Below are 24727 nucleotides of genomic sequence, written 5' to 3' on the forward strand. Positions count from 1 at the left end.
TGCGCCTTACAGCGCGACGTCGGCGACGGGCTTGCTCTTGCGCGCCGCGGCCGGGGCGTTGGTCGGCGCTGAGGCTGGCGCAGGCGCGGCCGCGCCCGGCGTGAGGTCGATCGCCGGCGGCGGGCTCAACTGCAGCACCTGGGCCGTGGCGGTCCATTCCTGCACCACCTTCTCGGGCGAGGCGTTGAGCGCGGTGCCGTAGCTGGGCACGATCTCGCGGATCTTGGCCTGCCAGGCGGGCGTCGCCAGCTTGTCCTTGAAGACCTGCTTCATCAGGTCCAGCATGATCGGCGCGGCCGTGGACGCGCCGGGCGAGGCGCCCAGCAGGCCGGCCAGGCTGCCGTCCTGCGAGCTGACGATCTCGGTGCCCAGCTTGAGCACGCCGCCCTTGGCTTCGTCGCGCTTGATGATCTGCACGCGCTGGCCGGCCTGCCAGAGGCGCCAGTCTTCCTTCTTCGCGTTCGGGAAGTACTCGCGCAGGGCCTTCATCCGGTCGTCGTCCGACAGCATCAGCTGGCCGGCCAGGTACTGGACCAGCGAGAACTCGGCCATGCCCACCTTGGCCATCGGCCAGACGTTGTGCGGCGTGGTGCTGGTGAACAGGTCGAGGTAGGAGCCTTCCTTGAGGAACTTGGTCGAGAAGGTGGCGAAGGGACCGAACAGGATCACGCGCTTGCCGTCGAGGATGCGGGTGTCGAGGTGGGGCACCGACATCGGCGGCGAACCAACCGAGGCCTTGCCGTAGGCCTTGGCCAGGTGCTGCTCGGCGATGCCGGGGTTCTCGGTCACGAGGAAGGAGCCGCCGACCGGGAAGCCCGCGTAGTTCTTCGCCTCGGGGATGCCCGACTTCTGCAGCAGGTGCAGCGCGCCACCGCCGGCGCCGATGAACACGAACTTCGCGTCGGTCTGCGTGGCCGTGCCGTCCTTGACGTTCTTGTAGGCGATGCGCCAAGTGCCGTCGGCGTTGCGCGTGATGTCCTGCACCTCGCTCGACAGCTTGAGCGAGAAGTTCGGGCGCGACTGCAGGTGGCCGACGAACTGGCGCGTGATCTCGCCGAAGTTCACGTCGGTGCCGATGGGCGTCCAGGTGGCGGCGATCTTCTGGGCCGGGTCGCGGCCTTCCATCATCAGCGGCACCCATTGCTTGATCTGCGCCGGGTCTTCCGAGTACTGCATGCCGCGGAACAGCGGGCTGGCCTGCAGCGCGTCGTAGCGCTTCTTGAGGAAGGCGATGTTGTCGTCGCCCCAGACGAAGCTCATGTGCGGCGTCGAGTTGATGAAGGAACGCGGGTTCTTCAGCACGTTGTTCCTGACCTGCCAGGACCAGAACTGGCGCGAGATCTGGAAGGCCTCGTTGATCTCCACCGCCTTGGCGATCTCGACCTTGCCGTTCTTGTCCTCGGGCGTGTAATTCAGCTCGGCCAGCGCCGAGTGGCCGGTGCCGGCGTTGTTCCAGCCGTTCGAGCTTTCCTGGGCGACCTGGTCCAGCCGTTCGACCATCTCCATCGACCAGCCGGGCTCGAGTTCGCTGAGCCAGATGCCCAGGGTCGAGCTCATGATGCCGCCGCCGATGAGCAGCACATCGACCTTCTTCGGCTCGGCCGCATGGGCCGTGGCCAGGGTGAGGGACAGCGCCCAGCCCAGCAGGACGGGGTAGGTTTTCTTCAAGATCATCTTCTGGTGATTCCTGTGGTGTGGAAGGACACCCGTCTGCCGTCATCGACCTGTGGACGCCAGCCGAGCGCGGGGCAGGGCGGGGGCATGCACGGTGCGTGCGGAGGTCGAGGCGGACGAACGGACACGACCGAGACCGAGGGCTCACGCCCCGTTCTCGAATCTTTATGTCCCCTGCACCGTCGTCTACCGACTTCTGGATTGAACCGTGCGCGCGGAGCTCGTCGGACGGGCTTAAGGCCCGGGCTCCTGGATGCGTGGCTTGGCTTGCTCCGGGCCGGCCGGGAAGCGCCATCGCTGCGTCGGGGTGGATTTTACCGGGGGCGCCAAAACCCGGGCCATGGCAAGGCCGCATGCTGTACCGTGGCTGCTTTGCCCGCCCGCCTGCCGACGATGAACCCCTTCAAGATTCCCGAGTCCGTGCTGGTCGTGGTCCACACGCCGGCGCTCGACGTGCTGCTGATCCGGCGCGCCGATGCCGACGAGTTCTGGCAGTCGGTGACCGGCAGCAAGGACCATGTCGACGAGCCGCTGGCGCTGACCGCCGCGCGCGAGGTGGGCGAGGAGACCGGCATCGACTGCATGCCCGGCAGCGCGCTGGCGCCGCAGCTGCGCGACTGGCGGCTGCAGAACGTCTACGAGATCTACCCGCGCTGGCGCGCGCGCTATGCGCCGGGCGTGACGCGCAACACCGAGCACCTGTTCGGCCTGTGCGTGCCCGAGCGCATCGTGCCGGTGCTCGCGCCGCGCGAGCACACGGCCTGGCAATGGCTGCCGCACCGTGCCGCGGCCGAAGCCTGTTTTTCCCCTTCGAACGCCGAAGCCATCCTGCTGCTGCCACAATTTGCGCCATGAACGCGACCGCGAACACCTTTCGGGTGGCGACCTACAACATCCACAAGGGCGTGCAGGGCATCGGCCCGGCGCGCCGCCTCGAGATCCACAACCTCGGCCACGCGATCGAACAGCTCGACGCCGACATCGTGTGCCTGCAGGAAGTGCGCAAGATGAACCGGCAGGGCGAGCGCCACTTCGCGCGCTGGCCCGAGCTGCCGCAGGCCGATTTCCTCGCGCCCGAGGGCTACACCGCCGTCTACGAGACCAACGCCGTCACGCGCCATGGCGAGCACGGCAACGCGCTGCTCACGCGCTGGCCGGTGATCCGCACCACCCACCAGGACATCTCCGACCACCGCTTCGAACAGCGCGGCCTGCTGCACGTGCTGATCGACGTCGACGGCGCGCCGGTGCACGCCATCGTGGTGCACCTGGGCCTGATCAAGGGCAGCCGGGTGCGCCAGATCGCCCGGCTGCGCGAATTCATCGAGCGCGAGATCCCGCCCGACGAGGCGGTGCTGGTGGCCGGCGACTTCAACGACTGGGGCGCGCGCATGCGTTACGCGATGAACGCCATGGGCATGCGCGACTCCAGCGACCTGCGCGGCCCGCCGACGCTGACCTATCCTTCGCGGCTGCCGGTCACGCAGCTCGACTTCATCTATGCGCGTCGGCTGGCGCCGGTCGCCTGCAGCGTGCCGCGCGGCCCGATCTGGGCCCGGATGTCCGATCACCTGCCGCTGCTGACCGACTTTTCGCTATCGAATAAGTAGCGCTTCGCGGGCGCGGGGTGTGCGCCGGCGGCCCCGCGGCGTTCGGGCGTTCGCTGGTAGGATTCCCGCCATGCTCAGGAAGATCGACGCCCCCCAACCCCCCGCCGCACCGGCCGATGACGAGGGGACGCCCGTCTCCGTCAAGATCCGGGAGCGCCTGCAGGCCGCGCGCAAGCGCTTCAACGCCAACGACAACATCGCGGAGTTCGTGCAGCCGGGCGAGCTCGAGGCGCTGCTCGACGAAGTCGAGGTCAAGATGAAGGGCGTGCTCGAGAGCCTGGTGATCGACGTCGAGAACGATCACAACACCGACAACACCGCGCGCCGCGTGGCCAAGATGTACCTCAACGAGGTGTTCCGTGGCCGCTACGTGCCGCCGCCCTCGCTGACCGAATTCCCCAACGCCGAGCACCTCAACGAGCTCATGATCGTCGGCCCGATCACGGTGCGCAGCGCCTGCTCGCACCACTTCTGCCCGATCATCGGCAAGCTCTGGATCGGCGTGATGCCCAACGAGCACACCAACGTGATCGGCCTGTCGAAGTACGCGCGGCTGGCCGAGTGGGTGATGGGCCGGCCGCAGATCCAGGAAGAGGCCGTGGTCCAGCTGGCCGACCTGATCCAGGAGAAGACCCAGCCCGACGGCCTCGCGCTGGTGATGGAGGCCGAGCATTTCTGCATGGCCTGGCGTGGCGTCAAGGAAATGGACAGCAAGATGATCAACTCCGTCATGCGCGGCGTGTTCCTCAAGGACCCGAACCTGCGCCGCGAATTCCTCTCCCTGCTGCCGCGCTCGCGCTGAACGCCATGCTCGTACGCCTCCTCTACGCCAGCCGCGCGGTCGACAACAGCACCAGCGCCACCGATGCGATCCTCGCGCAGTCGAGGGCGCACAACACCGCCTGCGGCATCACCGGCATCCTCTGCTACAGCGCGGGCATCTTCCTGCAGGCCATCGAGGGCGGCCGCGTGGCCGTGAGCGACCTCTACGGCCACATCCAGAAGGACCCGCGCCACAAGGACGTGGTGCTGCTGCACTACGAAGAGATCAGCGAGCGCCGCTTCGGCGGCTGGACCATGGGCCAGGTGCACCTGACCAAGGTGCATGCCGCCACGCTGCTGCGCTATTCCGAGCGCCCGGAGCTCGACCCCTACGCCGTCTCCGGCAAGGTGTCGATGGCCCTGCTCGAGGAACTGATGGCCACCGCCGCCATCGTCGGACGCAACTGAGGCCCGTGGGTCCCGCGCCCGGTCTCTCGCACCGCCGCGTCCGCGTCTAGACCGCGGTGCCGCTGTCCGCCTTCGCCCTGATCCTGCTGGCCGGGATCATCCACGCCAGCTGGAACATCGCCGCCAAGAAGGCCAACGGCGACGCGCGCTTCGCCTTCCAGACCAGCGTGCTGATGATGTTCGTCTGGGGCCCCGTGGGCCTGTGGCTGGGCTGGAACGTGGTGCCGCAGTGGGGCGCGAAGGAGTGGGCCTTCATCGGCGTCAGCGGCCTGCTGCACGTGGTCTATTACGTCACGCTGCTGCGTGGCTACCGCAAGTCGGACCTCACGGTGGTGTACCCGCTGGCGCGCGGCTCCGGTCCCTTGCTCTCCTCGCTGGTGGCCATCCTGTTCCTGGGCGAGCGCATCAGCCTGGTGGGGCTGGTCGGCATCGTCGGCGTGGTGCTCGGCGTGTTCCTGGTGGCGGGCGGCCCGCGGCTGTGGCGCGGCCCGCACGATGCGGCGCAGCGCGACCGCGTGCACAAGGGCATCCGCTACGGCGTGCTCACCGGCGCCTTCATCGCGGCCTACACCGTGGTCGACAGCTACGCGGTCAAGTTCCTCGCGATGTCGCCGATCCTGCTCGACTACTTCGGCAACCTGGTGCGCATCGTCCTGCTGCTGCCCGTGGCCCTGCGCGACCGGCCGGCCACGGTGCGGCTGTGGCGCGCGCAGTGGAAGTACGCGCTGGTGGTGGCCGCCATCAGCCCGGTGTCCTATGTGCTGGTGCTGTACGCGGTGCAGCAGGCGCCGATCTCGCACGTGGCGCCCGCGCGCGAGGTCTCGATGCTCTTCGCCGCGCTGATCGGCGGGCACCTGCTGCGCGAGGGCGACCGCGTGCTGCGCCTGATCGGCGCCTGCTTCATCGCGGTCGGCGTGATCGCACTGGCGCTGGGGTGAGGCGCGCGTGCCGATGAGCCCGCAGCCGCCGCCGCTGCTGTTGGGCTGCGACTTTTCCAGTGCACCCTCGGCCCGCAAGCCGATCGTGGTGGCGCTGGGCGCGATGCGCGGCGCGCGCGTGACCCTGTCGAAGCTGCTGCCTTTCGCCACGCTCGAGGCCTGGGGCCAGTGGCTGCACGACACGCCGGCCTGGATCGGCGGCTTCGACCTGCCTTTCGGCCTGCCGCGCGAGCTGGTCGAGCAGCTGGGCTGGCCGCAGGAGTGGCAGGCCTGCATGGCGCACTACGCGGGCCTGGAGCGTGCGCAGATCCGCGACGCCTTCGCGGCCTTCTGCGATGCGCGGCCGATGGGCGGCAAGTTCGCGCATCGGCGCACCGACCTGCCGGCGGGTTCGAGCCCGTCGATGAAATGGGTGAACCCGCCGGTGGCCTTCATGCTGCATGCGGGCGTGCCCAGGCTGCTGGCCGCGGGGGCCGCCTTGCCGGGCCTGCACGCGGTGCCGGGCGCCACCCGCATCGCGCTCGAGGCCTACCCCGGCCTGCTGGCGCGCGAGCTGATCGGCCGGCGCAGCTACAAGAGCGATGACCTGGCACGGCAGGACACCGAGCGCTGGGTGGCGCGGGCCGACCTGCTGTCGGCGCTGGAGCGCGGCGCGACCCGGCTCGACCTGCGGCTGGCGCTCACGCACGCCCAGCGCGACCAGCTGCTGGCCGATGCGCGCGGCGATGCGCTCGATGCGGTGCTGTGCCTGGTCCAGGCGGCCTGGGCGGCGCGGCAGGGCCATGAAGCGCACGGTTACGGCCTGCCTGCCGACCTCGATCCGCTCGAGGGCTGGATCCTCAGCGCCTGACGCAGCACCGTCCTACAGGGCCTTGAGGCAATGGCGACGGGGTGGGGCAGGGGGTGCCGGGCCACAGTGGACGCAGTCGCCTCGATGAGGCGCGTTTCTCCAACTCACCGAAAGGCAAACCATGAACAAAGATCAAGTCGCAGGCCGTGTGGACCAAGCCAAGGGCAAGGTCAAGGAAGTGACCGGCCGGGTCGTGGGCAACGAGTCGCTCGAAGCCGAGGGCGCCGCCGAGAAGGTCGCGGGCAAGGTGCAGAGCACCTATGGCGACGTCAAGGAAAAGACCAAGGACGCCATCAAGGACGGCGCCAAGAAGCTGTGAGTCCGAGGGTCCCCACGGGACCCGCGTCTGAAAGGACAGTGCGATGAACTCCCCGATGCATTTCCACGGGGCGCCGCGCGGGCGAATTCCGGGCCTGGCACGCTTTGCGTTGCTGGGCCTTTTGCTTGCGCTGGCTGCCTGCGACGAGGCCGACGAACGCAGCGCGGGCCAGAAGGTGGATTCCGCGATCGCGCGCACCCAGCAGGCTGCGACCGAAGCGGCGGCGCGCACCGAGGCCCTGGCCCGCGAGGCAGGCGCCAAGGTGAAGGCTTCGAAGCCCGCGATGCAGCAGGGCCTCGACAGAATCAAGGAAGCCGCCAAGGAGACCGGTGCGGCCGTCTCCGCGGGGGTCAGCGATGCCACCATCACCGCCAGCGTGTCCGCCGGATTGGCCAGGGACCCGGCGCTGAGCGCCACCCGCATCGACGTCGACACCCAGGGCGGCACGGTCACTCTGCGCGGCCCGGCGCCCAACGCCGAGGCGAAGGCGCGGGCCGAGACCATCGCGCGCGGCGTGACCGGTGTGAGCCAGGTCGACAACCGGCTGGAAGTGAGGGCGATGTAGACGCGCCTCCTCCGCCCCCAAGAAAAAAACCCGGCATGCCGGGTTTTTTCATGGGGGCAGGGGCGTGCTCAACGCCGTTCGTCGTCGCGCTGCATCAAGGTGGTGACCATGTCGGCCACGTCGGAAGTCTTGAGCAGCATGGCCAAGACGGCCGTGACCGACAGCAGGCGCCACGGCTTGACCAACACCGCCAGCGCACCGGTGCCGGCGGCCACGGCCATCAGGCGGCCGGGACGCTCCTCGGCGAAGCGCTGCAGTACCGGGCGGGCCAGCTGGCAGGCAGCGTTGGCCGGATGCCGGCGCCACCAGCGCAGGGCGACGCTGCGGCCCATGTCCAGCCACGGCAGGCCCTGCAGCGAGAACGCTCTGGCCATGGGTTGATCGCCGCGCGCGGCCGAGGTTTCGGCCGCTTCCAGCGGGGCGTCGTAGGCTTCGTCGGGAACGGGGGCGGGCTGTCGGAACAGCGCGCGGCGCGAGAGCGCCAGGCGCTGCTGCGGTGTCAGAGCATCACGGTCAATCGCCACGGCGTCCTCCAGCGGCATGCAGTGCACGCAGGTCTTCGTCGAACTGCGCGCGGACTTCGGCCAGGCCGTGCCAAGCCAGCGGCCGGCAGGCGATCCAGCCGGCGATCAGTGCGATCAACAGCGATCCGGCAGGGATGGCGACCAGCGTCCAGTGGAAGCGGCCTTCCATGCCGTAGAGCATGGCGGCCACGCCCGCCAGGCCGAGCGCCAGCAGCAGCGCGATGGCGGCCACAACGCCCGCGGCAATGCGCGCGCCCAGACCGCGCCCGGCCTGTGCGGCTTCGAGCTTGATCAGGGCGGCGTAGTTGCCGACGTGTTCGGCGATGAGCTCCGGATGCCCGAGCACCGTTGCATAGAGGGGATGAAGCATGGTGCGCGAGCGGGGACGGTGTCAGCGGCCGTCAGGGCTCAGTAGTCATCCCGGTTGCCGCGGCGGCTGGCCAGCACGATCAGCGCGGTGATGGCGGCGCCGGCGGCGGCGGCGATCAGCACCGAACGCACGGGCTGGTCGGAGATGTACTTGCCCGTCACGTCCGCGGCCTGTTCCAGGCGGCGCTGGGCGCGTGCGCTGGTGGTCGATGCGGCGTCGAGGCCGCGCTGCACGGCCTGTTGCACGCGGGCCGCGATCTGTTCGACGCTGGGCTCGGCTTCGCGGCGCAGGTCGCGCACCTTCTCGCCTGCGGCGTTCACGGCGTTCTGTGCGTAAGCGCGGGTCGACTCGATGGCGTCGTTGGCGGTGCGGCTGGCTTCGTCGGCGAGTTGCGATGCGGTCTTCGTGTTCATGGAAAGAGTCCTTTCTGGGAGATTGAGCGCTTTGGCCTGTCCATCGTAACGGCGTCCGCCCGGCGCTGGAAGGCGTTGGCGGGCCGTGATGAGCAGCTTGGTGTCCACCTTAGCCACGCTGCCCGCCGCGGCTTGTCAGCAGCCGTGCGCGGGCCTCGTAGGAGAGCAACGTCAGCGTCCCGGCGCCACGCCGGCCGGCGTCGGCGTCGCGACGACGCGGCGAACCGGCAGCATGGCCGTGAGCCGGGTGCCGTGGCCGGGCGTGGAGATCACCGTGAGCTTGCCTTGCGCGGCCTCGACGCGGTGCCGCATGCCCGCCAGGCCATGGGTGGAAGGGCGCACGCGCTGGGTGTCGAAGCCCTTGCCGTTGTCGGCCACTTCGACGATCACGTGGTTGCCGTAGTCCTTCATCACGATGGTGGCTTCGGAGGCCTCGGCGTACTTGCCGATGTTGGTCAGGCTCTCCTGCACCATGCGGTAGATCGTGAGCTGGCGTGCTTCGTCGAGCACGGCCGGCTCCAGCGACATCTCGATCTGCAGGCCGGAGCGGTCGGCGAATTCACGGCCCAGGATCTCGAGCGAGGCGACCAGGCCCAGGTTGGACAGCGACGAGGGCCGCAGGTCCTCGATGATTCGTCGCTTGAGCGCGATGCCGCTGTTGAGCAGCTCGGTCAGGTGCTGCAGGCGTTCGATCGCGTCGGGCGTGTCGGCCAGGCGCGACTTGAGCCGGGCCACGTCGAGCTTGGCGGCCGTGAGCAGCGAGCCGAGCTCGTCGTGCAGCTCGCGTGCGAGGTAGCCGCGTTCCGTTTCGCGCACTTCCTGCAGGTGGGTCGCCAGCTCGGCCAGCGTGGCCGTGCGATCCTGCACCTCGGTCTCGAGCGCATTGCGTTCGCGTTGCAGGGCCTCCTGCTGGCGTTCGCCGGCCGAGCGCAGCGCGTGGCTCTGGCGCAGGTAGAGGTAGAAGGCCAGCAGCGCGGCCAGTGCCACCACGGCGATGCCGACGCGGGCCAGCTGCAGCGACTTCGCGATCTGCACCTGGCCGCGCGCCAGGGCGGCGTCGCTGCTGGCGACCAGTGCGTTGGCCTGGGTCCGGATGGCCTCCATCTCCTCGCGGCCGACGTCGGTGGTGATGACGAACTTCCAGGCGTCCTCGTTGCCGTTGGTGCGCAGGCGCACGCTCATCTCCATCTCGGCGAGCTTGCGCGCCACATGCGTCGACAGCACGGTCAGCCGGGCGCTGTCCTCCGGCCGGTCGGCGTACAGCGCGCGCAGCACGTTGAGCTGGCCGTCGATCTGGCGGATCGCGTTGTCGTAGGGCTCGCGGTAGTGCGTCTCGCCGGTCAGCAGGTAGCCGCGCTGGCCGGTCTCCGCATCCACCACGTTCTGCAGCAGGGCGCTGAGGGCCGTGCGCATGCGCTGGGCCTGGCCGACCTCTTCGAGCGCGCGGGTCGACTGGCGGAATCCGGCTTCGTTGATGCCCACGAGCACCACCGCGGCCAACAGGGCCAGGGTGAGGCTCAAGGCCATCTTGGGAAAGGCTAACCAACGCATGTAGAGGCTTCCGCTGACGGTCCCGTGATCAATTTCGTGAATAATCAATGCCGTTCAGGGAACGATATATCGCGACTCACGAGTGCGCGACAACAAAGAGGATGACAGATGATCAAGATCGGAATTGTGGATGACCACGCCATCGTTCGGTCCGGCTTGCGGCAGTTTTTCTCCGAGCATGTGGATTTGCGCGTCGTAGGCGAGGCGGGAACCGGACGCGAGGCGATCGAGCTCGTGCGCACGACGGAGCTCGACGTGCTGGTGATGGACTTGTCCATGCCCGGTCAGAGCGGCATCGACGCGCTGGCGATGATTCGGGCCAAGGCGCCGGATGTGGGCATCCTCATCCTGAGCGGCTACCCCGAGGAGCACTACGCGATGAACCTGATCCGTCAGGGCGCCAGCGGCTACCTCAACAAGGAATGCGAGCCGATCGAGATCGTGAATGCGATCCGTACCGTCTCGCTGGGCCGTCGCTACATCACGCCCGCCGTGGCCGAACTGCTGGCACGCCAGCTCGACCGCAAGGACGATGCAGCACCGCACGAGCAGCTCTCGGAGCGCGAGTTCCAGGTGTTCCTCAAGCTGGCCAAGGGCGAAACGGCGGGCGACATCGCCAAGACGCTGTCGCTGTCGGTGAAGACCGTGAGCACCTACCGCACGCGCCTGATGGAGAAGATGAACCTCTCCTCCAACAGCGACCTGACCTACTACGCGCTGAAAAACAAGCTGATCGACTGAGATCGCGGACCGAGCCGCGGCGTCCCCGAGGGCGCCGCGGTCGGGCATCGCCTTCGGCGCGCCGCTGTTCAAGCGCCGTCGTTGCTCGCGCGATCGGAGGACTGCGCGAGGCAGAAGTCCAGCAGCGCGTCGATCTCGTTGGACTTGTCGAACACCGCGTCGGCCCCCAGCTGGACGCAGCGCCGGCGGATGTCCTGGGTCGCGTAGTTGCTGAGCACGACCACCTGCTGGCGCGGCCCGCGCACCGCACAGGCCTGCAGCACCCCCAAGCCGCTGCCCTGCTTGAGGAACAGGTCGATGATGATCAGATCCCATGCATCCTTGTGCGTTGCCAGCCAAGCGCGCGCCTCGGCTTCCGTTTCGGCATGGCCGATGGCCTCGGCGCGCGTGAGTTCTTCCAGGGTTCCGACAAGGTTCTCGCGGATCGTGAGGTTGTCTTCGACGATGTAGGTTTTCAATTTTGTGTCCATGGCGAAGACCCGTTCTCCCTCCATGCCGCCCGCCGGTGTCGTGCGTTGGCAGGTACAGCCACTCGTCGCATCGTAGCCACGGCATCCCGTCATCTTGCAAGCACGGGAGGAGGGCGTTTGTAGGCGCATTCCGACTTCAGGGCCCGGGCCCGGGATCGACGCCTTTTTCGTAGGCCCCTGCCCACAGGGGCTGCCGTGCCGTGCCGACCTCGGCACCCCCTGGCGCCGTATAACCTCGCGCCGTGCACGCCGGCCTGGGCCGCCGGAGTCGTGTCCCGTATCAGCCGCCCCGCAGAAGGAACACTTCCATGCAGAACGACAAGCCAAGGGGCCGAAAGTGGGCAGTGCGGATCGTCACGGCCTTGGTGGCCCTGTTCGCGGTCTTGGTGCTGGTGGTGATGTTCTTTCCCTGGGACGTGCTGCGCGGCCCGGTGAATCGCTATGTCAGCGAGAAGACCGGGCGGACCTTCGAGATCACGCGTCACCTCGATGTCGACCTCGGCTGGCGCAGTGCCACCGTCAAGCTCGACGGCATCGAATTCGCCAATCCCTCCTGGGCGCGGGACCCGTACCTGGTGCGCGCCGACCGGGCCGAACTCGACCTGCGGCTGTGGCCGCTGCTGGGCGGCAAGGTCGTCATCCCGCGCCTGATGATGGTTGCCCCCGCCGTGGGCCTGCAGATGGAGAAGGACGGCCGCCGGACCTGGGCGCTGGGCAAGGACACCTCGGACGAAGGCACGGTGCCCACCATCGGCCAGATCCAGGTCGACAACGGCAGCGTGGACTTCCTGGCCCCGCATTTGGGTGTGGACCTGCATGCGGAGGTCGCCTATGACAGCAGCAAGGGCGAGCTGCCCCTGAGCTACCGCATCAAGGGCACCTACCAGCGTCAGCCGCTGACGGCGCAGGGGCGCACCGGCAACGTGATGCAGCTCGCCGCCACCGGCCAGCCGCCGTTCCCGCTGGAGATCGATGCCCGCGCAGGCCAGACCCGGCTCAAGGCCGCGGGCACGGTGGCCGCGCTCAGCAGCCTCGACGGCATCGACGCCACCTTCGACCTGCGCGGCCAGAGCCTTGGCGACCTCTACGGCCTGTTGGGCATCGCATTGCCGCAGACTTCGCCCTATGCGTTGAGCGGCCAGCTCGGCAAGCGCGCGAGCCTGTGGGAGGTCAAGGGCCTCAAGGGCAAGCTGGGGCTGTCCGACATCGGCGGCGAGATGCAGTTCGACCAGGGCACGAAGGTGCCGATGCTCTCGGGCACCTTGCGCTCGCAGGTGATGGACATGGACGACCTGGGCCCGCTGATCGGCCTGCCGCCGACGGCCCGCTCGGCCAATGCGGTGGAGGGCGTCGCACCGCCGCCGACGGTGACCCAGGTCAAGCGGCCGCAGCGCAACGGGCAGGACAAGGTGCTGCCCACCGCCACGCTCGACTTCGAGCGCCTGGGCGCCATGAACGCCGACGTGCGCTACAGCGCCGACCGGATCCGCAACGTGCGCGAGGTGCCGCTCGACAAGGGCAGCGTGCACGTGAAGCTGCAGGACAAGGTGCTCACGCTCGACCCGCTGGACCTGGGCGTGGCCGCGGGCAAGCTGAGCGGCGCGATCCGCATCGACGCGGCGAAGAACCCGGCCGACATTCGCGCCTCGCTGGACCTGCGCGGTATGCAGCTGGCACGCCTGTTCCCCAAGCTCGAGACGACGGGCAACAGCGTGGGCAAGTTCGGCGGCCGCATCAATCTCTCGGGCTCCGGCAATTCGGTGGCCAGCTGGCTGGGCGGTGCTTCCGGCGACGTGGCGGTGCTGTCGGGCAGCGGCCAGTTCGGCAACCTGCTGCCGGTGTTCGCGACGCTGGTGGGCGGCGACATCATCAAGTTCCTGCTGCGCGGCGACCGCAACGTGGAGTTGCGTTGCGCGGCCGTGGCCTTCGACGTCAACAAGGGCCTGATGACTGGCCGCACGCTGGTGGTGGACACCACCAATGCCGTGTTCATCGCGAGCGGCCAGGCCAACCTGGCCAACGAGACGCTGGACTTCGTGGTCCGCCCCGAGCCCAAGAGCAAAAACATCCTCTCGATCCGCACGCCGCTGGTGGTCAGCGGCACCTTCGGCGATCCGAAGGGCGGCGTCGAGGTCGCGCCGCTGGCGGGGCGCGGCCTGGCCGCGCTGGCGCTGGGCGCGATCAATCCGCTGCTGGCGCTGGCGGCGACCATCGAGACCGGTCCCGGCGAGGATGCGGACTGCAAGGGCGTGCTGGCGGATGCGAACCGGCCGACCGCCGGCGCGGCCGCCAACGGCGCGGCCCGGGCCAAGGGCGCCAAGCAGCGCTGAGCAGGGAAGGGCGCTTCAAGCGCCGGGGCGCTGCGCGCACACGCTGCAGTGCGGGTCGCGCGCCACCTGGAGGCTGTCGAAAGCCGTGCGCCGGCCGTCGAACATCAGCAACTGCCCGGCCAGCGAGGGGGTGATGCCCGCCAGCAGCTTGAGTGCCTCGTGCGCCTGCAGCGTGCCGATGGTGCCGACCACGGGTGCGAACACGCCCATCACCGCGCAGCGCGTCTCCTCGAAGGCCGCATCGGGCGGGAACACGCAGGCGTAGCAGGGCGAAGCGGGATCGCGCAGGTCGTAGACGCTCAATTGCCCGTCGAAACGGATCGCGGCGCCCGCCACCAGCGGCTTGCCGTGGGCCACGCAGGCGGCGTTCACCGCATGGCGGGTGGCGAAGTTGTCGCAGCAGTCGATCACCACGTCGGCCGCCCCCACCAGTTCCGACAGCAGCGCCGCATCGGCCCGCAGCGCATGCAGCGTGAGCCGGACGCCGGGGTCGATGGCCCGCATGGCCTCGGCCGCCGAGGCGACCTTCGACTGGCCCACGCGCGCCGTGGTGTGGGCGATCTGGCGTTGCAGGTTGGTGAGGTCGACCGTGTCGTCGTCGACCAGCGTGAGGTGGCCCACGCCCGCCGCCGCGAGGTAGAGGCAGACCGGCGAGCCCAGGCCGCCGGCGCCGATCACCAGCGCATGGGAGGCCTCGACGCGCTGCTGGCCGTCGAAGCCGTACTCCTCGAGCAGAACGTGCCGCGAATGGCGCAGCAGGGCCTCGTCGTCCATACGCTTGGCGCCCGCCGCGTCGCCGCGGCCGCGCTCAGTTCTCTTTCTTCTCTTCCTTGTTGTCGACGATCACCTGCGTCTTGCTGACGATGACCGGCGCGCCCTTGAGGCTGGCGATGGCCTGCAGCAGCGGGAAGTCCTTGTCGTTGCCGAACTCGGGCACCTTGCGTTCCTGCGGCGGCTTGCGGGCCTCTTCCTCGAGGCGCTTGCGGGCCTCGTCGCGGGCCTTCTCGCGCTCGGGGTCCTTGGTCTCGGGGCCCTGGCCGCTGGCCAGGTGCTTCTCGAGGTCGGCCTCGCGCATGCGCAGGGCCGCGTAGGGGCTGCCCTCGGCGCTTTCGTCGACCAGCACGTTGGGCACGATGCCCTTGGCCTGGATCGAGGCGCCGCTGGGCGTGTAGTAGCGCGCGGTCGTGATCTTCAGGCCGGTGTCGGGGCCCAGCGGGCGCACCGTCTGGACCGAGCCCTTGCCGAAGGTCTGGCTGCCCATGATGGTGGCGCGCTTGTGGTCCTGCAGCGCGCCGGCCACGATCTCGCTGGCCGAGGCCGAGCCCTCGTTGACCAGCACCACCAGCGGCACGGTCTTGAGCGCCGCGGGCAGGCCGCGCAGCGGGTCGGTGCCCGAACGGCGCTGGTAGAACTCCGGCGCGGCCTTGTAGACGAACTTGCTCTCGGCGAGCTGGCCGTCGGTGGACACCACCGTCACGTTCTCGGGCAGGAAGGCTGCCGAAATCGCCACCGCCGCGTCGAGCAGGCCGCCCGGGTCGTTGCGCAGGTCGAGCACCAGGCCCTTGAGGTTGGGGTCCTGCTTGTAGATTTCCTCGACCTTCTTGACGAAGTCGTCGACCGTGCGTTCCTGGAACTGCGACAGGCGGATCCAGCCGTAGCCCGGCTCGATGACCTTGCCGCGCACCGATTGAGTGCGGATTTCCTCGCGCGTGATCGTGACCGGGAAGGTGCGGTTCTCGTCCTTGCGGTAGATGGTCAGCAACACCTTGGTGTTGGCTTCGCCGCGCATGCGCTTGACCGCATCGTTGAGCGACAGGCCGCGCACCGCGGTGTCGTCGATGCGCGTGATCAGGTCGTTGGGCTTGAGGCCCGCGCGGAAGGCCGGCGAACCCTCGATCGGCGACACCACCTTGACCAGCCCGTCTTCCTGGGCGATCTCGATGCCGACGCCGACGAAGCGCCCGGTCGTGCCCTCGCGGAATTCCTTGAAGGACTTCTTGTCGAAGTACTGCGAGTGCGGGTCGAGGCCGGCGACCATGCCGGCGATCGCGTCGGAGATGAGTTTCTTCTCATCCACCGGCTCCACGTAGTCGCTCTTCACCATCCCGAACACCGCCGCGAGCTGTTGCAGCTCCTCGAGCGGCAAGGGTGCCAGCGAACCGCGTGCCACGGTCTGCAGCGAGACGGTGGTCAGCACGCCGGCCACGGCGCCGGCTGCAACCCAGCCGGTGATCTTGAGTTTCTGGCCCATGTAATGAGTGTCCTAGTCGGGTGTCAAGCCAATATACAGCTAGCTTTGAAGCAATTCTTCTACCAGGGTTCCTTAATCTTCAACCTTTGCCTTGCGAAGCCACCGCGGCAGCGGCCTTGGCGGCCGCTTCGGCGTCGCCCAGGTAGTAGTGGCGCAGCGGCTTGAGCTCGTCGTCCAGCTCGTAGACCAGCGGGATGCCGTTGGGGATGTTGAGGCCGACGATGTCGCTGTCGGAGACGCCGTCGAGGTACTTGACCAGCGCGCGGATGGAATTGCCGTGGGCCGCGACCACCAGGCGGCGGCCGCTGCGGATGGCGGGCGCCATCGACTCGTTCCAGAAGGGCAGCACGCGCGCCACGGTGTCCTTCAGGCACTCGGTCAGCGGGATCTGCTCGGGCGCGAGCTTGGCGTAGCGCAGGTCGCCGCGCTCGCTGCGCGGGTCGGCCGCGTCGAGTGCCGGCGGCGGCGTGTCGTAGCTGCGGCGCCACACCAGCACCTGCTCGTCGCCGTACTCCTTGGCCGTCTCGGCCTTGTTGAGGCCCTGCAGGCCGCCGTAATGGCGCTCGTTGAGGCGCCACGAATGCACCACCGGCAGCCAGGTGCGGTCGAGTTCGTCGAGCGTGTGCCACAGGGTGCGCGTGGCGCGCTTGAGCACGCTGGTGTAGGCCACGTCGAAGTCGTAACCCTCGGCCTTGAGCAGCCGACCGGCCTGCTTGGCCTGTTCGACGCCGGTCTCGGTCAGGTCGACGTCGGTCCAGCCGGTGAAGCGGTTTTCGAGATTCCAGGTCGACTCGCCGTGGCGGATCAATACCAGTTTGTGCATGGGGAAGGCCTTTGGCGGAGATTGAGATTCGGGAATGCAGGAGCCTGCATGACCCGCCATTCTAAAATCGGCGGTTTGCCATTCAAGGAACCCTGTGAAATTCATCGTCGACAACTGGATGCTGATCCTGCTCGCGGTCGGCTCGGGCAGCATGCTGGCCTGGCCGCTGATCCGTGGCAACGGCGGTGGCTCGCTCACGGCGCAGGGCGCCGTGCAACTGATCAACCGCGAGCGCGGCGTGGTGGTCGACGTGCGTGACGCGGCCGAATTCGCCGCCGGCCACGCGACCGGCGCCCGCAACGTGCCCTTCGACCAGCTCGAGCAGAAGCTGCCGACCACGGTCAAGAACAAGGGCGTGCCGGTGCTGCTGATGTGCGCCTCGGGGGCTCGCGCCCAGCGCGCGCTGGCGGTGGCCAAGAAACTCGGCTACGAGCAGGCCCAAGTGATCGCCGGCGGACTCAAGGGCTGGAAAGACGCTAACCTGCCCGTTGAGAAGGCTCCCGAAAAAGCCTGAACCCACGGGCCGCGCAGCCGGATTGCGCGGCGTTGAAAAACCGCCATCGTCCCCAAGGTACAGCGCATGCAAGCCGTCAAGATGTACACCACCGCCGTCTGCCCCTACTGCATTCGCGCGAAACAGGTCCTGAAATCCAAGGGCGTCGAGCAGATCGAGGAGATCCGCATCGACACCGACCCGCAGGCGCGCGCCGCCATGATGGAGATCACCCAGCGCCGCACCGTGCCGCAGATCTTCATCGGCGACACCCATGTGGGTGGCTGCGACGACCTGATCGCGCTCGACGGCCGCGGCGGCCTGGTGCCCCTGCTGCAGGGCGCCTGAGCGCGGGGCGGCGCCGCCGCTTCCACGGTGTTTCACGAATGAGCCTCGCCGTCGGGCGATAATCGTCGGCTCATTCATCTGCAGCCCGCTGCGGGAAGCTCTCCCCGGCGGGCATTGTTTTGATTCTCGAAAGTTCAGCCATGGCCGATACCCCTGATCCCGTGTTCCAGATCCAGCGCGTCTACCTGAAGGACCTGTCGCTCGAACAGCCCAATTCGCCGGCCATCCTGCTCGAGCAGGAACAGCCCACGGTCGACATCCAGCTGGGCGTCGACGCCCAGCCGGTGGCCGACGGCATCTTCGAGATCACCGTGTCCGCCACCGTGCAGACCAAGGTGCAGGACCGCACCGTGTTCCTGGTCGAAGCCAAGCAGGCCGGCATCTTCGAGATCCGCAACCTGCCAGAAGACCAGATGGGCGCGATCCTGGGCATCGCCTGCCCGCAGATCGTCTACCCCTACCTGCGCGGCAACGTGGCCGACGTGATCCAGCGCGGCGGCTTCCCGCCCGTGCACCTGGCCGAGATCAACTTCCAGGCTATGTACGAGCAGCAGCAGGCCGCCGCCGCCGGCCAGCCCTCGCCCATCGTCACGCAGTAAACCGGCCACACGCCGCCAACGCCGATGAAGATCTGCGTTCATGGCGCCGGTGCCTGGGGCACGGCCGTCGCCGTCAACGCGGCGGCCCGCCACGAGGTCACGCTGTGGGCGCGCGATGCGACCCAGGCCGACGCCATGTCGGCCGCGCGTGAAAACACCCGCTACCTCCCGGGGCTGGCGCTGCCGGCCCCGCTGCGCGTGCGCGGCGGCGACATCGGCACGGCCAGCGCCGGCGCCGACCTGGTCATCGTGGCCACGCCGATGGCGGCCCTGCGCGAGCAGCTGCTCGCGCTGCGCGGCTGCACCGTGCCCGTGGCCTGGCTCTGCAAGGGTGTCGAGCCTGCGCGCGACGCCTCTCCCACGGCCTATGGCCTGCTGGCCCACGAGATCTGGGCCCAGGTCGCGCCCGAACTGCACGCCGGCGTGCTCAGCGGCCCCAGCTTCGCGCAGGAGGTGGCCGAAGGCCGGCCGACCGCGCTGGTCGCGGCCAGCCCGCATGCGGCGGTTCGCGACGCGCTGGTCGAGGCCTTCCACGGACCGGCGCTGCGCGTCTACGCCAACGAGGACATCGTGGGCGTCGAGGTCGGCGGGGCGGTCAAGAACGTGCTCGCCATCGCCACCGGCCTGTGCGACGGCCTGGCGCTGGGCCTCAATGCGCGCGCCGCGCTGATCACCCGCGGCCTGGCCGAGATGACGCGTTTCGGCCTCGCGCTGGGCGCGCGTGCCGAGACCTTCATGGGCCTGTCGGGCCTGGGCGACCTGGTGCTGACTTCCACCGGCGACCTGTCGCGCAACCGCAAGGTCGGCCTGCTGCTGGCCCAGGGCCGCACTTTGGCGCAGGCCGTCGCCTCGCTGGGCCATGTGGCCGAAGGCGTGTACTGCGCCCGCACCGTGGTGCAGCGCGCGCGCGGCCTGGGCATCGAGATGCCCATCGCCGAAGGCGTGGTCGCGCTGCTCGACGGCCGCGTGAGCCCGCGGGATGCGGTCGTGGCGCTGACCGGCCGCGACCCGGTGCCGGAGTCGCCGTCTTCGGCCGGCCCGGCGTCCCCCCGTTGAATACATAACAAGAACACAGAGACCGAGTGCCATGAGCCTTCGCTTTGATTTTTCGGCGTCGGCCGTGGCCGCGCTGGCCCTGTCCGATGCCACCCGTGCCCTGCAGGAAGACGTCGCCGAGGGCGACCTGACCGCCTCGCTGGTCGACCCCAACCGCCGGGCCCGCGCCCGCGTGCTGGCGCGCGAAGCAGCGGTGGTCTGCGGCGCGCCCTGGGTCGAGGCCACGCTGCGCCAGCTCGATCCCGAGGTGCGCATCACCTGGCAGGTGGCCGAAGGCGAGCGTTGCGCCGCCGACCAGACCGTGCTCGAGATCGAAGGCCGGGCGCGCGCGCTGCTGACGGCCGAGCGCACCTCGCTCAACTTCCTGCAGCTGCTGAGCGCGGTCGCGACCAAGACCGCGCTGTACGCCGAGGCGGTGAAGGGCACGCGGGCCCGCATCGTCGACACCCGCAAGACCCTGCCGGGCATGCGCCTGGCGCAGAAATACGCGGTGCGCACCGGCGGCGGCCTGAACCACCGCATCGGCCTCTACGACGCGGTGCTGATCAAGGAGAACCACATCGCCGCGGCCGGCGGCGTGGCCGCCGCGCTGCGCGCGGTCGCACCGGTGGCCGCGCAGGCGGCCTTCGTCGAGGTCGAGGTCGAGACCCTGGCCCAGCTGCACGAGGCGCTCGCGGCCGGCGCGCGCATGGTGCTGCTCGACAACATGGACCTGCCCACGCTGCGCGAGGCGGTGCGCATCAACGACGCGGCCGGCGAAGAGCGCAAGGCGATCCTGGAGATCTCGGGCGGCGTCACACTGGACGGCCTGCGCGCGCTGGCCGAGACCGGCGTCGACCGGATCTCGGTCGGGGCCCTGACCAAGGACGTCAAGGCCACCGACTACTCGATGCGTTTCCAGGAAGGCTGAGCCGCCATGTCGTCCCCGGTCATCGACGTCGACTACGAACAACCGGCCCAGGGCTCGGTCTGCGACACGCGCCACGCCTGGGCGCGCGTGCCGCCCGAGCCCTCGCCCGACGAGCGCATCGCGCTCAAGGAACGCATCCGCCGCCTGTTGCGTGAACGCAATGCCGTGATGGTGTCGCACTTCTACGTGCACCCCGACCTGCAGGACCTGGCCGAGGAAACCGGCGGCATCGTGAGCGACTCGCTGGAGATGGCGCGCTTCGGCCGCGACCATGCGGCGCAGACGCTGGTGGTCTCGGGCGTGCGCTTCATGGGCGAGACCTCGAAGATCCTCTCGCCCGAGAAACGCGTGCTGATGCCCGACCTCGACGCGAACTGCTCGCTCGACCTGGGCTGCCCGGTGGAGGAATTCAGCGCCTTCTGCGACCGGCACCCGGACCGCACCGTGGTGGTCTACGCCAACACCAGCGCGGCCGTGAAGGCGCGCGCCGACTGGCTGGTCACCTCGAGCTGCGCGCTCGACGTGGTCAATGCGCTGCACGCGGCCGGCCAGAAGATCCTCTGGGGCCCGGACCGCCACCTGGGCGACTACATCCAGCGCCAGACCGGCGCCGACATGGTCAGCTGGAACGGCGCCTGCATCGTGCACGACGAGTTCAAGGCGCTCGAGCTCGAGCTGCTCATGAAGGAGCACCCGCGGGCGAAGGTGCTGGTGCATCCAGAGTCGCCGGCCGACGTGATCGCGCTGGCCGACGCGGTGGGCTCGACCTCGGCCATCCTGAACGCGGCGCAGCGCCTGGACGCGAAGGAATTCATCGTCGCCACCGACAGCGGCATGCTGCACAAGCTGCGCACCCTCAACCCGGGCAAGACCTTCATCGAGGCGCCCACGGCCGGCAACGGCGGCACCTGCAAGAGCTGCGCGCACTGCCCCTGGATGGCGATGAACGGCCTGGCCGACCTGGCGCGCGCGCTCGAGACCGGTTCGGGCGAAGTGCACGTCGACCCCGCGCTGGGCCTGCGCGCCCGCGTGCCGATCAACCGCATGCTGGCCTTCACCGCCGGGCTCAAGCAGGGCCTTGCGCCCGGCAGCCTGGCGGCGGGGATCGGCGCGGCCTGATGACGGCAAGCGTCTCGGCGCTGATCGACTTCAGCACGCCCGGGTCGCCCGACGGTGCACGCCTGCGCCATGCCTTCGGCGTGCCGCGCGAGACCTTGGTCGCGCACAGGCCCGACGAGGTGCGGCCGCTGCTCGACGCCGTGCAGGCGCACGCGCGGCAGGGCCGCTGGTGCGTGGGCTACCTGCGCTATGAAGCCGCATCGGCCTTCGATCCCGCGCTGGCGGTGCATGCCGCGGACGGTCCGCTGGCCTGGTTCGGCGTGCATGACGGCACCCGGCTATGGCCCGCGCCGGCCGAGGAGGCCGCGCCCTCGCTGCAGTGGGAAGACACGCTGACGCGGCCTGCCTTCGACCGCGCGATGGCCGAGATCCACCGCGCCATCGCGGCCGGCGCGCTCTACCAGCTCAACTACACGGCGCCCCTGCAGGCGCAACCGGGCGCGCTTTCGGACGACGCACGGCACGCGCTGTTCGCGGCCCTGCAGCGGGCCCAGCCCGGCGGCTATGCGGCCTTCATCGATGCGGGCGACGAGCAGCTGCTGTCGGTGTCGCCCGAGCTGTTCTTCGACTGGCGCGAGCGGCGCCTGCTGGCCCGCCCCATGAAGGGCACGGCCGCGCGCGGTGCCAATGCCGAGGCCGACGCCGCGGCCGCGGCCTGGCTGCGCAGTTCGGCCAAGGAGCGGGCCGAGAACGTGATGATCGTCGACCTGCTGCGCAACGACATGTCGCGCGTGGCCGAGCCCTTCTCGGTGCGCGTGCCGCGGCTGTTCCACACCCAGGCCCTGCCCACCGTGTGGCAGATGACCTCCGACGTCGAGGCGCGCACGCGCGCCGGCTGCAGCCTGGCTGACCTGTTCGCCGCGCTCTTTCCCTGCGGCTCGGTCACGGGTGCGCCCAAGGTCGCGGCGATGCGCCTGATCCGTGACCTCGAGCCCGTGCCCCGCGGCATCTATTGCGGCGCCGTGGGCGTGGTGCAGCCCGGCGGCGCGGCCACCTTCAACGTGCCGATCCGCACCGTGACCTTGCAGGGCGGCACGGCCCGCTGCGGCATCGGCAGCGGCATCACCGCCGATGCCGGCAGCGACGGCGAGTGGCAGGAGTGGCGCCACAAGCGCGCCTTCCTCGAACGGGCGAGCGCGCCCTTCGCGCTGCTCGAGACGCTGGCGCTGGAAGACGGACAGCTGCGCCACCGCGAGGCCCATCTGGCGCGCATGGCGGCCGCAGCCGCGCACTTCGCCTATCCCTGGGACGCACAGGCCGTGGCGCAGTGCCTCGATGCATTGCGCGCGGCGCATCCCGAGGGCCTGTGGCGCGTGCGCCTGTTGCTCGATGCGCGGGGCCGCTCACAGGCCCAGGCCTTTGCGAAGGACGCCGCGCCCGCACGCGTGCGGCTGCAGTTGGCCGACCGCGCCCTCGAGGCGGCCGACAGCGAGTTCGTGCGCTTCAAGACCACGCGGCGCGCGCACTACGAGGCCTTCGCACCCACGCGTGCGGGCGTGTTCGACACGCTGCTGTGGAACCGGCACGGCGAGCTCACCGAGACCACGCGCGGCAACATCGCGCTGCAGCTCGACGGCCGCTGGGTCACGCCGCCGCTGCACTGCGGCCTGCTGGGCGGCATCGGCCGCGCACAGACGCTGGCCGAGGGGCGGCTCGCCGAAGCCGTGGTGCGTGTCGAGGACCTGCCGCGCGTGCAGGCCATGGCCTTCGTCAACAGCCTGCGCGGCTGGATCGAAGCCGAGCTCGACTGATTTTCAGACGTCGATTTCCAGGTTGTCGATCAGCCGCGTGCTGCCCAGCCGCGCCGCGGCCAGCGCCACCAGCGGTTCGCCCGCCGAGGGGGCGAGCAGGTCGGCCCGGCGGCGCAGCACCAGGTAGTCGGGCTGCCAGCCGCGGGCAGTCAGCGTCTGCATCGCGCGTGCCTCGATCGCGGCCAGGTCGCGCTCGCCTTCGCGCACGGCCGCGGCCATGGCCTGCAGCGTCTTCGACAGCTGCACCGCCTCGGCGCGCTCGGCCTCGCTGAGGTAGCCGTTGCGCGAGGACAGCGCCAGGCCGTCGGCGGCGCGGAAGGTCTCGCCGCCCACGATCTCGATCGGCAGCGCGAACTGCCGCACCATGTGGCGGATGGTCATCAGCTGCTGGTAGTCCTTCTTGCCGAACACCGCCACGCGCGGCTGCACGCAGCTGAAGAGCTTCATCACCACGGTGCACACGCCGATGAAGAAGCCGGGCCTGAAGTGGCCTTCGAGCAGGTCGGCCAGGGCCGGGTCGGGGTGCACCTTGCAGGTCTGAGGCTCGGGGTAGAGCGCCTTCTCGTCGGGCGCGAACAGCACGTCGCAGCCGGCCGTGCGCAGCTTCTCGCAGTCGCTGTCCCAGGTGCGCGGGTAGGTGTCGAAATCCTCGTGCGGCAGGAACTGCAGCCGGTTCACGAAGATGCTGGCCACGGTCACGTCGCCCAGGGGTTGGGCCTGCTTCACCAGGGCCAGGTGGCCGTCGTGCAGGTTGCCCATGGTGGGCACGAAGGCGGGGCGGCGGAAGGCTGCGAGGTGTTCGCGCAGTTCGGGGATGGTGCGTGCGATGTGCATGATGAAGAAGCTCTTACCAGGCGTGGAGTCGATCGTCGGGGAAGCTGCCGTCCTTGACGGCGCGGACATAGGCCTGCAGCGCGGGCAGCACGCCCGGCGCATCGGCCATGAAGTTGCGCACGAACTTCGGCATCTTGCCGAGGTTGATGCCCAGCATGTCGTGCAATACCAGCACCTGGCCCGCGGTGCCCTGGCCGGCGCCGATGCCGATGGTGGCGCAGTGTTTCAGTTCGGCCGTGAGTTCGGTGGCCAGCGCGGCCGGCACCATCTCGAGCACCAGCATCGCGGCGCCCGCGTCCTGCAGCGCATGCGCCTGCTGCTTGAGCAGCGCGCCGGCGTCGCCCTTGCCCTGCACCCGGTAGCCGCCCAGCGCATGCACGGTCTGCGGCGTCAGGCCCAGGTGGGCGCAGACCGGGATGCCGCGCTCGACCAGGAAGCGCACGGTCTCGGTGGTCCAGCCGCCGCCCTCGAGCTTGACCATGTGGGCCCCGGCCTGCATCAGCACGGTGGCGCTTTCGAGCGCCTGTTCGCGCGACTGCTGGTAGCTGCCGAAGGGCAGGTCGGCGATCAGCCAGGCCGTGCCCTGCACGCGGCGCAGGCCGCGCGACACGCTGTCGGTGTGGTAGCGCATGGTGTCGAGGCTCACGCCCACGGTGCTGTTCAGGCCCTGGCAGACCATGCCCAGCGAGTCGCCGACCAGCAGGCAGTCGACGCCGGCGGCATCGGCCATGGCGGCGAAGGTGGCGTCGTAGGCCGTGAGCATCGCGATCTTCTCGTCGCGCGCATGCATGTCGGCGATGCGCGGCAGGCTCACGGGCTTGCGCGCGGCCGACTGCGAGGCCGGTGGCAGCGTGCCGTAGGGCGATGCGGTCTCGGGCTGGGTCTGTGATGAGGTCGACATGGTTGGCTTTTCTCCTGCGGGCGTCGGTGGCCGGGCATCCTCGGTTGAAGAGAAGGG

General features: G+C 69.5%; 28 protein-coding genes. 17 read left to right on the plus strand and 11 right to left on the minus strand.

All coding sequences use genetic code 11. The annotated features are described in order from the left end of the window. Positions 1 to 6: 6 nt before the first annotated feature. Positions 7 to 1674, minus strand: coding sequence for a malate dehydrogenase (quinone) (mqo, locus tag A9977_RS11895; protein ID WP_183025054.1), 1668 nt, complete (start codon positions 1672 to 1674; stop codon positions 7 to 9). Positions 1675 to 2067: 393 nt separating this feature from the next. On the opposite strand from mqo, the gene nudB reads away from it, so the two are divergent. The 8 genes from nudB to A9977_RS11935 all read left to right on the plus strand — a co-directional run bounded on the left by nudB (position 2068) and on the right by A9977_RS11935 (position 7186). Continuing rightward, positions 2068 to 2529, plus strand: a complete 462-nt coding sequence (nudB, locus tag A9977_RS11900; protein WP_183025055.1) for a dihydroneopterin triphosphate diphosphatase — start codon at positions 2068 to 2070, stop codon at positions 2527 to 2529. Beyond that, entirely contained in the window at positions 2526 to 3284 is a 759-nt protein-coding gene (locus A9977_RS11905; RefSeq protein ID WP_183025056.1) for an endonuclease/exonuclease/phosphatase family protein, read from the plus strand. The genes nudB and A9977_RS11905 overlap by 4 nt, the downstream gene beginning before the upstream one ends. A gap of 70 nt (positions 3285 to 3354) precedes the next feature. Continuing rightward, positions 3355 to 4086, plus strand: coding sequence for a GTP cyclohydrolase I (gene folE / locus A9977_RS11910; RefSeq protein WP_183025057.1), 732 nt, complete (start codon positions 3355 to 3357; stop codon positions 4084 to 4086). 5 nt (positions 4087 to 4091) lie between these two features. Next, complete coding sequence (locus tag A9977_RS11915; RefSeq protein WP_183025058.1) at positions 4092 to 4514, plus strand: BLUF domain-containing protein; 423 nt, start codon at positions 4092 to 4094, stop codon at positions 4512 to 4514. Between the two features lie 56 nt (positions 4515 to 4570). Beyond that, positions 4571 to 5452 (plus strand): DMT family transporter, encoded by an 882-nt coding sequence (locus A9977_RS11920; RefSeq protein ID WP_183025059.1) that lies wholly within the window; start codon positions 4571 to 4573, stop codon positions 5450 to 5452. Between the two features lie 13 nt (positions 5453 to 5465). Next, a complete protein-coding gene (locus A9977_RS11925; RefSeq protein WP_183025060.1) occupies positions 5466 to 6302 on the plus strand; it encodes a DUF429 domain-containing protein in 837 nt (278 codons plus the stop codon). Positions 6303 to 6423: 121 nt separating this feature from the next. Next, the gene (locus A9977_RS11930) at positions 6424 to 6621 is read left to right on the plus strand and encodes a CsbD family protein (RefSeq protein WP_183025061.1); all 198 of its coding nucleotides are present in this window, start codon (positions 6424 to 6426) and stop codon (positions 6619 to 6621) included. A gap of 43 nt (positions 6622 to 6664) precedes the next feature. Further along, positions 6665 to 7186, plus strand: a complete 522-nt coding sequence (locus tag A9977_RS11935) for a BON domain-containing protein (protein ID WP_259651921.1) — start codon at positions 6665 to 6667, stop codon at positions 7184 to 7186. Positions 7187 to 7254: 68 nt separating this feature from the next. Here the strand turns inward: A9977_RS11935 and A9977_RS11940 are convergent, their stop codons facing one another. From A9977_RS11940 to A9977_RS11955, 4 genes are all read right to left on the minus strand, one after another. Continuing rightward, entirely contained in the window at positions 7255 to 7710 is a 456-nt protein-coding gene (locus A9977_RS11940; protein WP_310936118.1) for a hypothetical protein, read from the minus strand. Next, a complete protein-coding gene (locus tag A9977_RS11945) occupies positions 7700 to 8080 on the minus strand; it encodes a hypothetical protein (protein ID WP_183025063.1) in 381 nt (126 codons plus the stop codon). The genes A9977_RS11940 and A9977_RS11945 overlap by 11 nt, the downstream gene beginning before the upstream one ends. 38 nt (positions 8081 to 8118) lie before the next feature. After that, on the minus strand, positions 8119 to 8493 hold the full coding sequence (locus tag A9977_RS11950; RefSeq protein WP_183025064.1) for a hypothetical protein: 375 nt from the start codon (positions 8491 to 8493) through the stop codon (positions 8119 to 8121). Between the two features lie 171 nt (positions 8494 to 8664). Next, a complete protein-coding gene (locus A9977_RS11955) occupies positions 8665 to 10020 on the minus strand; it encodes a CHASE3 domain-containing protein (RefSeq protein WP_183025098.1) in 1356 nt (451 codons plus the stop codon). Positions 10021 to 10152: 132 nt separating this feature from the next. Between A9977_RS11955 and A9977_RS11960 the strand changes: the two genes are divergently transcribed. Next, complete coding sequence (locus A9977_RS11960) at positions 10153 to 10785, plus strand: response regulator transcription factor (protein ID WP_183025065.1); 633 nt, start codon at positions 10153 to 10155, stop codon at positions 10783 to 10785. 68 nt (positions 10786 to 10853) lie between these two features. On the opposite strand, the gene A9977_RS11965 is transcribed toward A9977_RS11960, so the two are convergent. Then, complete coding sequence (locus A9977_RS11965) at positions 10854 to 11255, minus strand: response regulator (protein ID WP_183025066.1); 402 nt, start codon at positions 11253 to 11255, stop codon at positions 10854 to 10856. A 308-nt stretch (positions 11256 to 11563) separates the two neighbouring features. Between A9977_RS11965 and A9977_RS11970 the strand changes: the two genes are divergently transcribed. Next, positions 11564 to 13585, plus strand: coding sequence for an AsmA family protein (locus A9977_RS11970; RefSeq protein ID WP_183025067.1), 2022 nt, complete (start codon positions 11564 to 11566; stop codon positions 13583 to 13585). 15 nt (positions 13586 to 13600) lie between these two features. Here the strand turns inward: A9977_RS11970 and A9977_RS11975 are convergent, their stop codons facing one another. The 3 genes from A9977_RS11975 to gpmA all read right to left on the minus strand — a co-directional run bounded on the left by A9977_RS11975 (position 13601) and on the right by gpmA (position 16659). Continuing rightward, positions 13601 to 14359: a molybdopterin-synthase adenylyltransferase MoeB gene (locus A9977_RS11975; RefSeq protein WP_183025068.1), complete on the minus strand. Its 759-nt coding sequence runs from the start codon at positions 14357 to 14359 to the stop codon at positions 13601 to 13603. 34 nt (positions 14360 to 14393) lie between these two features. Beyond that, on the minus strand, positions 14394 to 15836 hold the full coding sequence (locus A9977_RS11980; RefSeq protein ID WP_183025069.1) for a S41 family peptidase: 1443 nt from the start codon (positions 15834 to 15836) through the stop codon (positions 14394 to 14396). 79 nt (positions 15837 to 15915) lie between these two features. Continuing rightward, entirely contained in the window at positions 15916 to 16659 is a 744-nt protein-coding gene (gene gpmA / locus A9977_RS11985; protein WP_183025070.1) for a 2,3-diphosphoglycerate-dependent phosphoglycerate mutase, read from the minus strand. Positions 16660 to 16753: 94 nt separating this feature from the next. On the opposite strand from gpmA, the gene A9977_RS11990 reads away from it, so the two are divergent. From A9977_RS11990 to pabB, 7 genes are all read left to right on the plus strand, one after another. Then, positions 16754 to 17173, plus strand: a complete 420-nt coding sequence (locus tag A9977_RS11990; protein ID WP_183025071.1) for a rhodanese-like domain-containing protein — start codon at positions 16754 to 16756, stop codon at positions 17171 to 17173. A gap of 66 nt (positions 17174 to 17239) precedes the next feature. After that, positions 17240 to 17500, plus strand: coding sequence for a glutaredoxin 3 (gene grxC, locus A9977_RS11995; protein ID WP_183025072.1), 261 nt, complete (start codon positions 17240 to 17242; stop codon positions 17498 to 17500). A 140-nt stretch (positions 17501 to 17640) separates the two neighbouring features. Next, a complete protein-coding gene (gene secB / locus A9977_RS12000; RefSeq protein ID WP_183025073.1) occupies positions 17641 to 18099 on the plus strand; it encodes a protein-export chaperone SecB in 459 nt (152 codons plus the stop codon). A gap of 24 nt (positions 18100 to 18123) precedes the next feature. Further along, positions 18124 to 19155 carry an NAD(P)H-dependent glycerol-3-phosphate dehydrogenase gene (locus A9977_RS12005; protein ID WP_183025074.1) on the plus strand — a complete coding sequence of 344 codons (1032 nt, stop codon included), beginning with the start codon at positions 18124 to 18126 and terminating at the stop codon, positions 19153 to 19155. 31 nt (positions 19156 to 19186) lie between these two features. After that, positions 19187 to 20065: a carboxylating nicotinate-nucleotide diphosphorylase gene (gene nadC, locus A9977_RS12010; RefSeq protein ID WP_183025075.1), complete on the plus strand. Its 879-nt coding sequence runs from the start codon at positions 19187 to 19189 to the stop codon at positions 20063 to 20065. Positions 20066 to 20071: 6 nt separating this feature from the next. Then, entirely contained in the window at positions 20072 to 21184 is a 1113-nt protein-coding gene (gene nadA, locus A9977_RS12015; RefSeq protein WP_183025076.1) for a quinolinate synthase NadA, read from the plus strand. Beyond that, the gene (gene pabB / locus A9977_RS12020) at positions 21184 to 22935 is read left to right on the plus strand and encodes an aminodeoxychorismate synthase component I (RefSeq protein ID WP_183025077.1); all 1752 of its coding nucleotides are present in this window, start codon (positions 21184 to 21186) and stop codon (positions 22933 to 22935) included. The genes nadA and pabB overlap by 1 nt, the downstream gene beginning before the upstream one ends. Before the next feature lie 3 nt (positions 22936 to 22938). On the opposite strand, the gene panC is transcribed toward pabB, so the two are convergent. Together panC and panB are read right to left on the minus strand one after the other, a co-directional pair. Beyond that, positions 22939 to 23769, minus strand: a complete 831-nt coding sequence (panC, locus tag A9977_RS12025; RefSeq protein WP_183025078.1) for a pantoate--beta-alanine ligase — start codon at positions 23767 to 23769, stop codon at positions 22939 to 22941. A 13-nt stretch (positions 23770 to 23782) separates the two neighbouring features. Then, complete coding sequence (gene panB / locus A9977_RS12030) at positions 23783 to 24670, minus strand: 3-methyl-2-oxobutanoate hydroxymethyltransferase (protein WP_183025079.1); 888 nt, start codon at positions 24668 to 24670, stop codon at positions 23783 to 23785. Positions 24671 to 24727 lie beyond the last annotated feature (57 nt).

Origin of the sequence: Variovorax sp. UMC13, from assembly GCF_014170375.1 — a bacterium.
In the GTDB taxonomy this organism is placed as follows: Bacteria; Pseudomonadota; Gammaproteobacteria; order Burkholderiales; family Burkholderiaceae_C; genus Variovorax.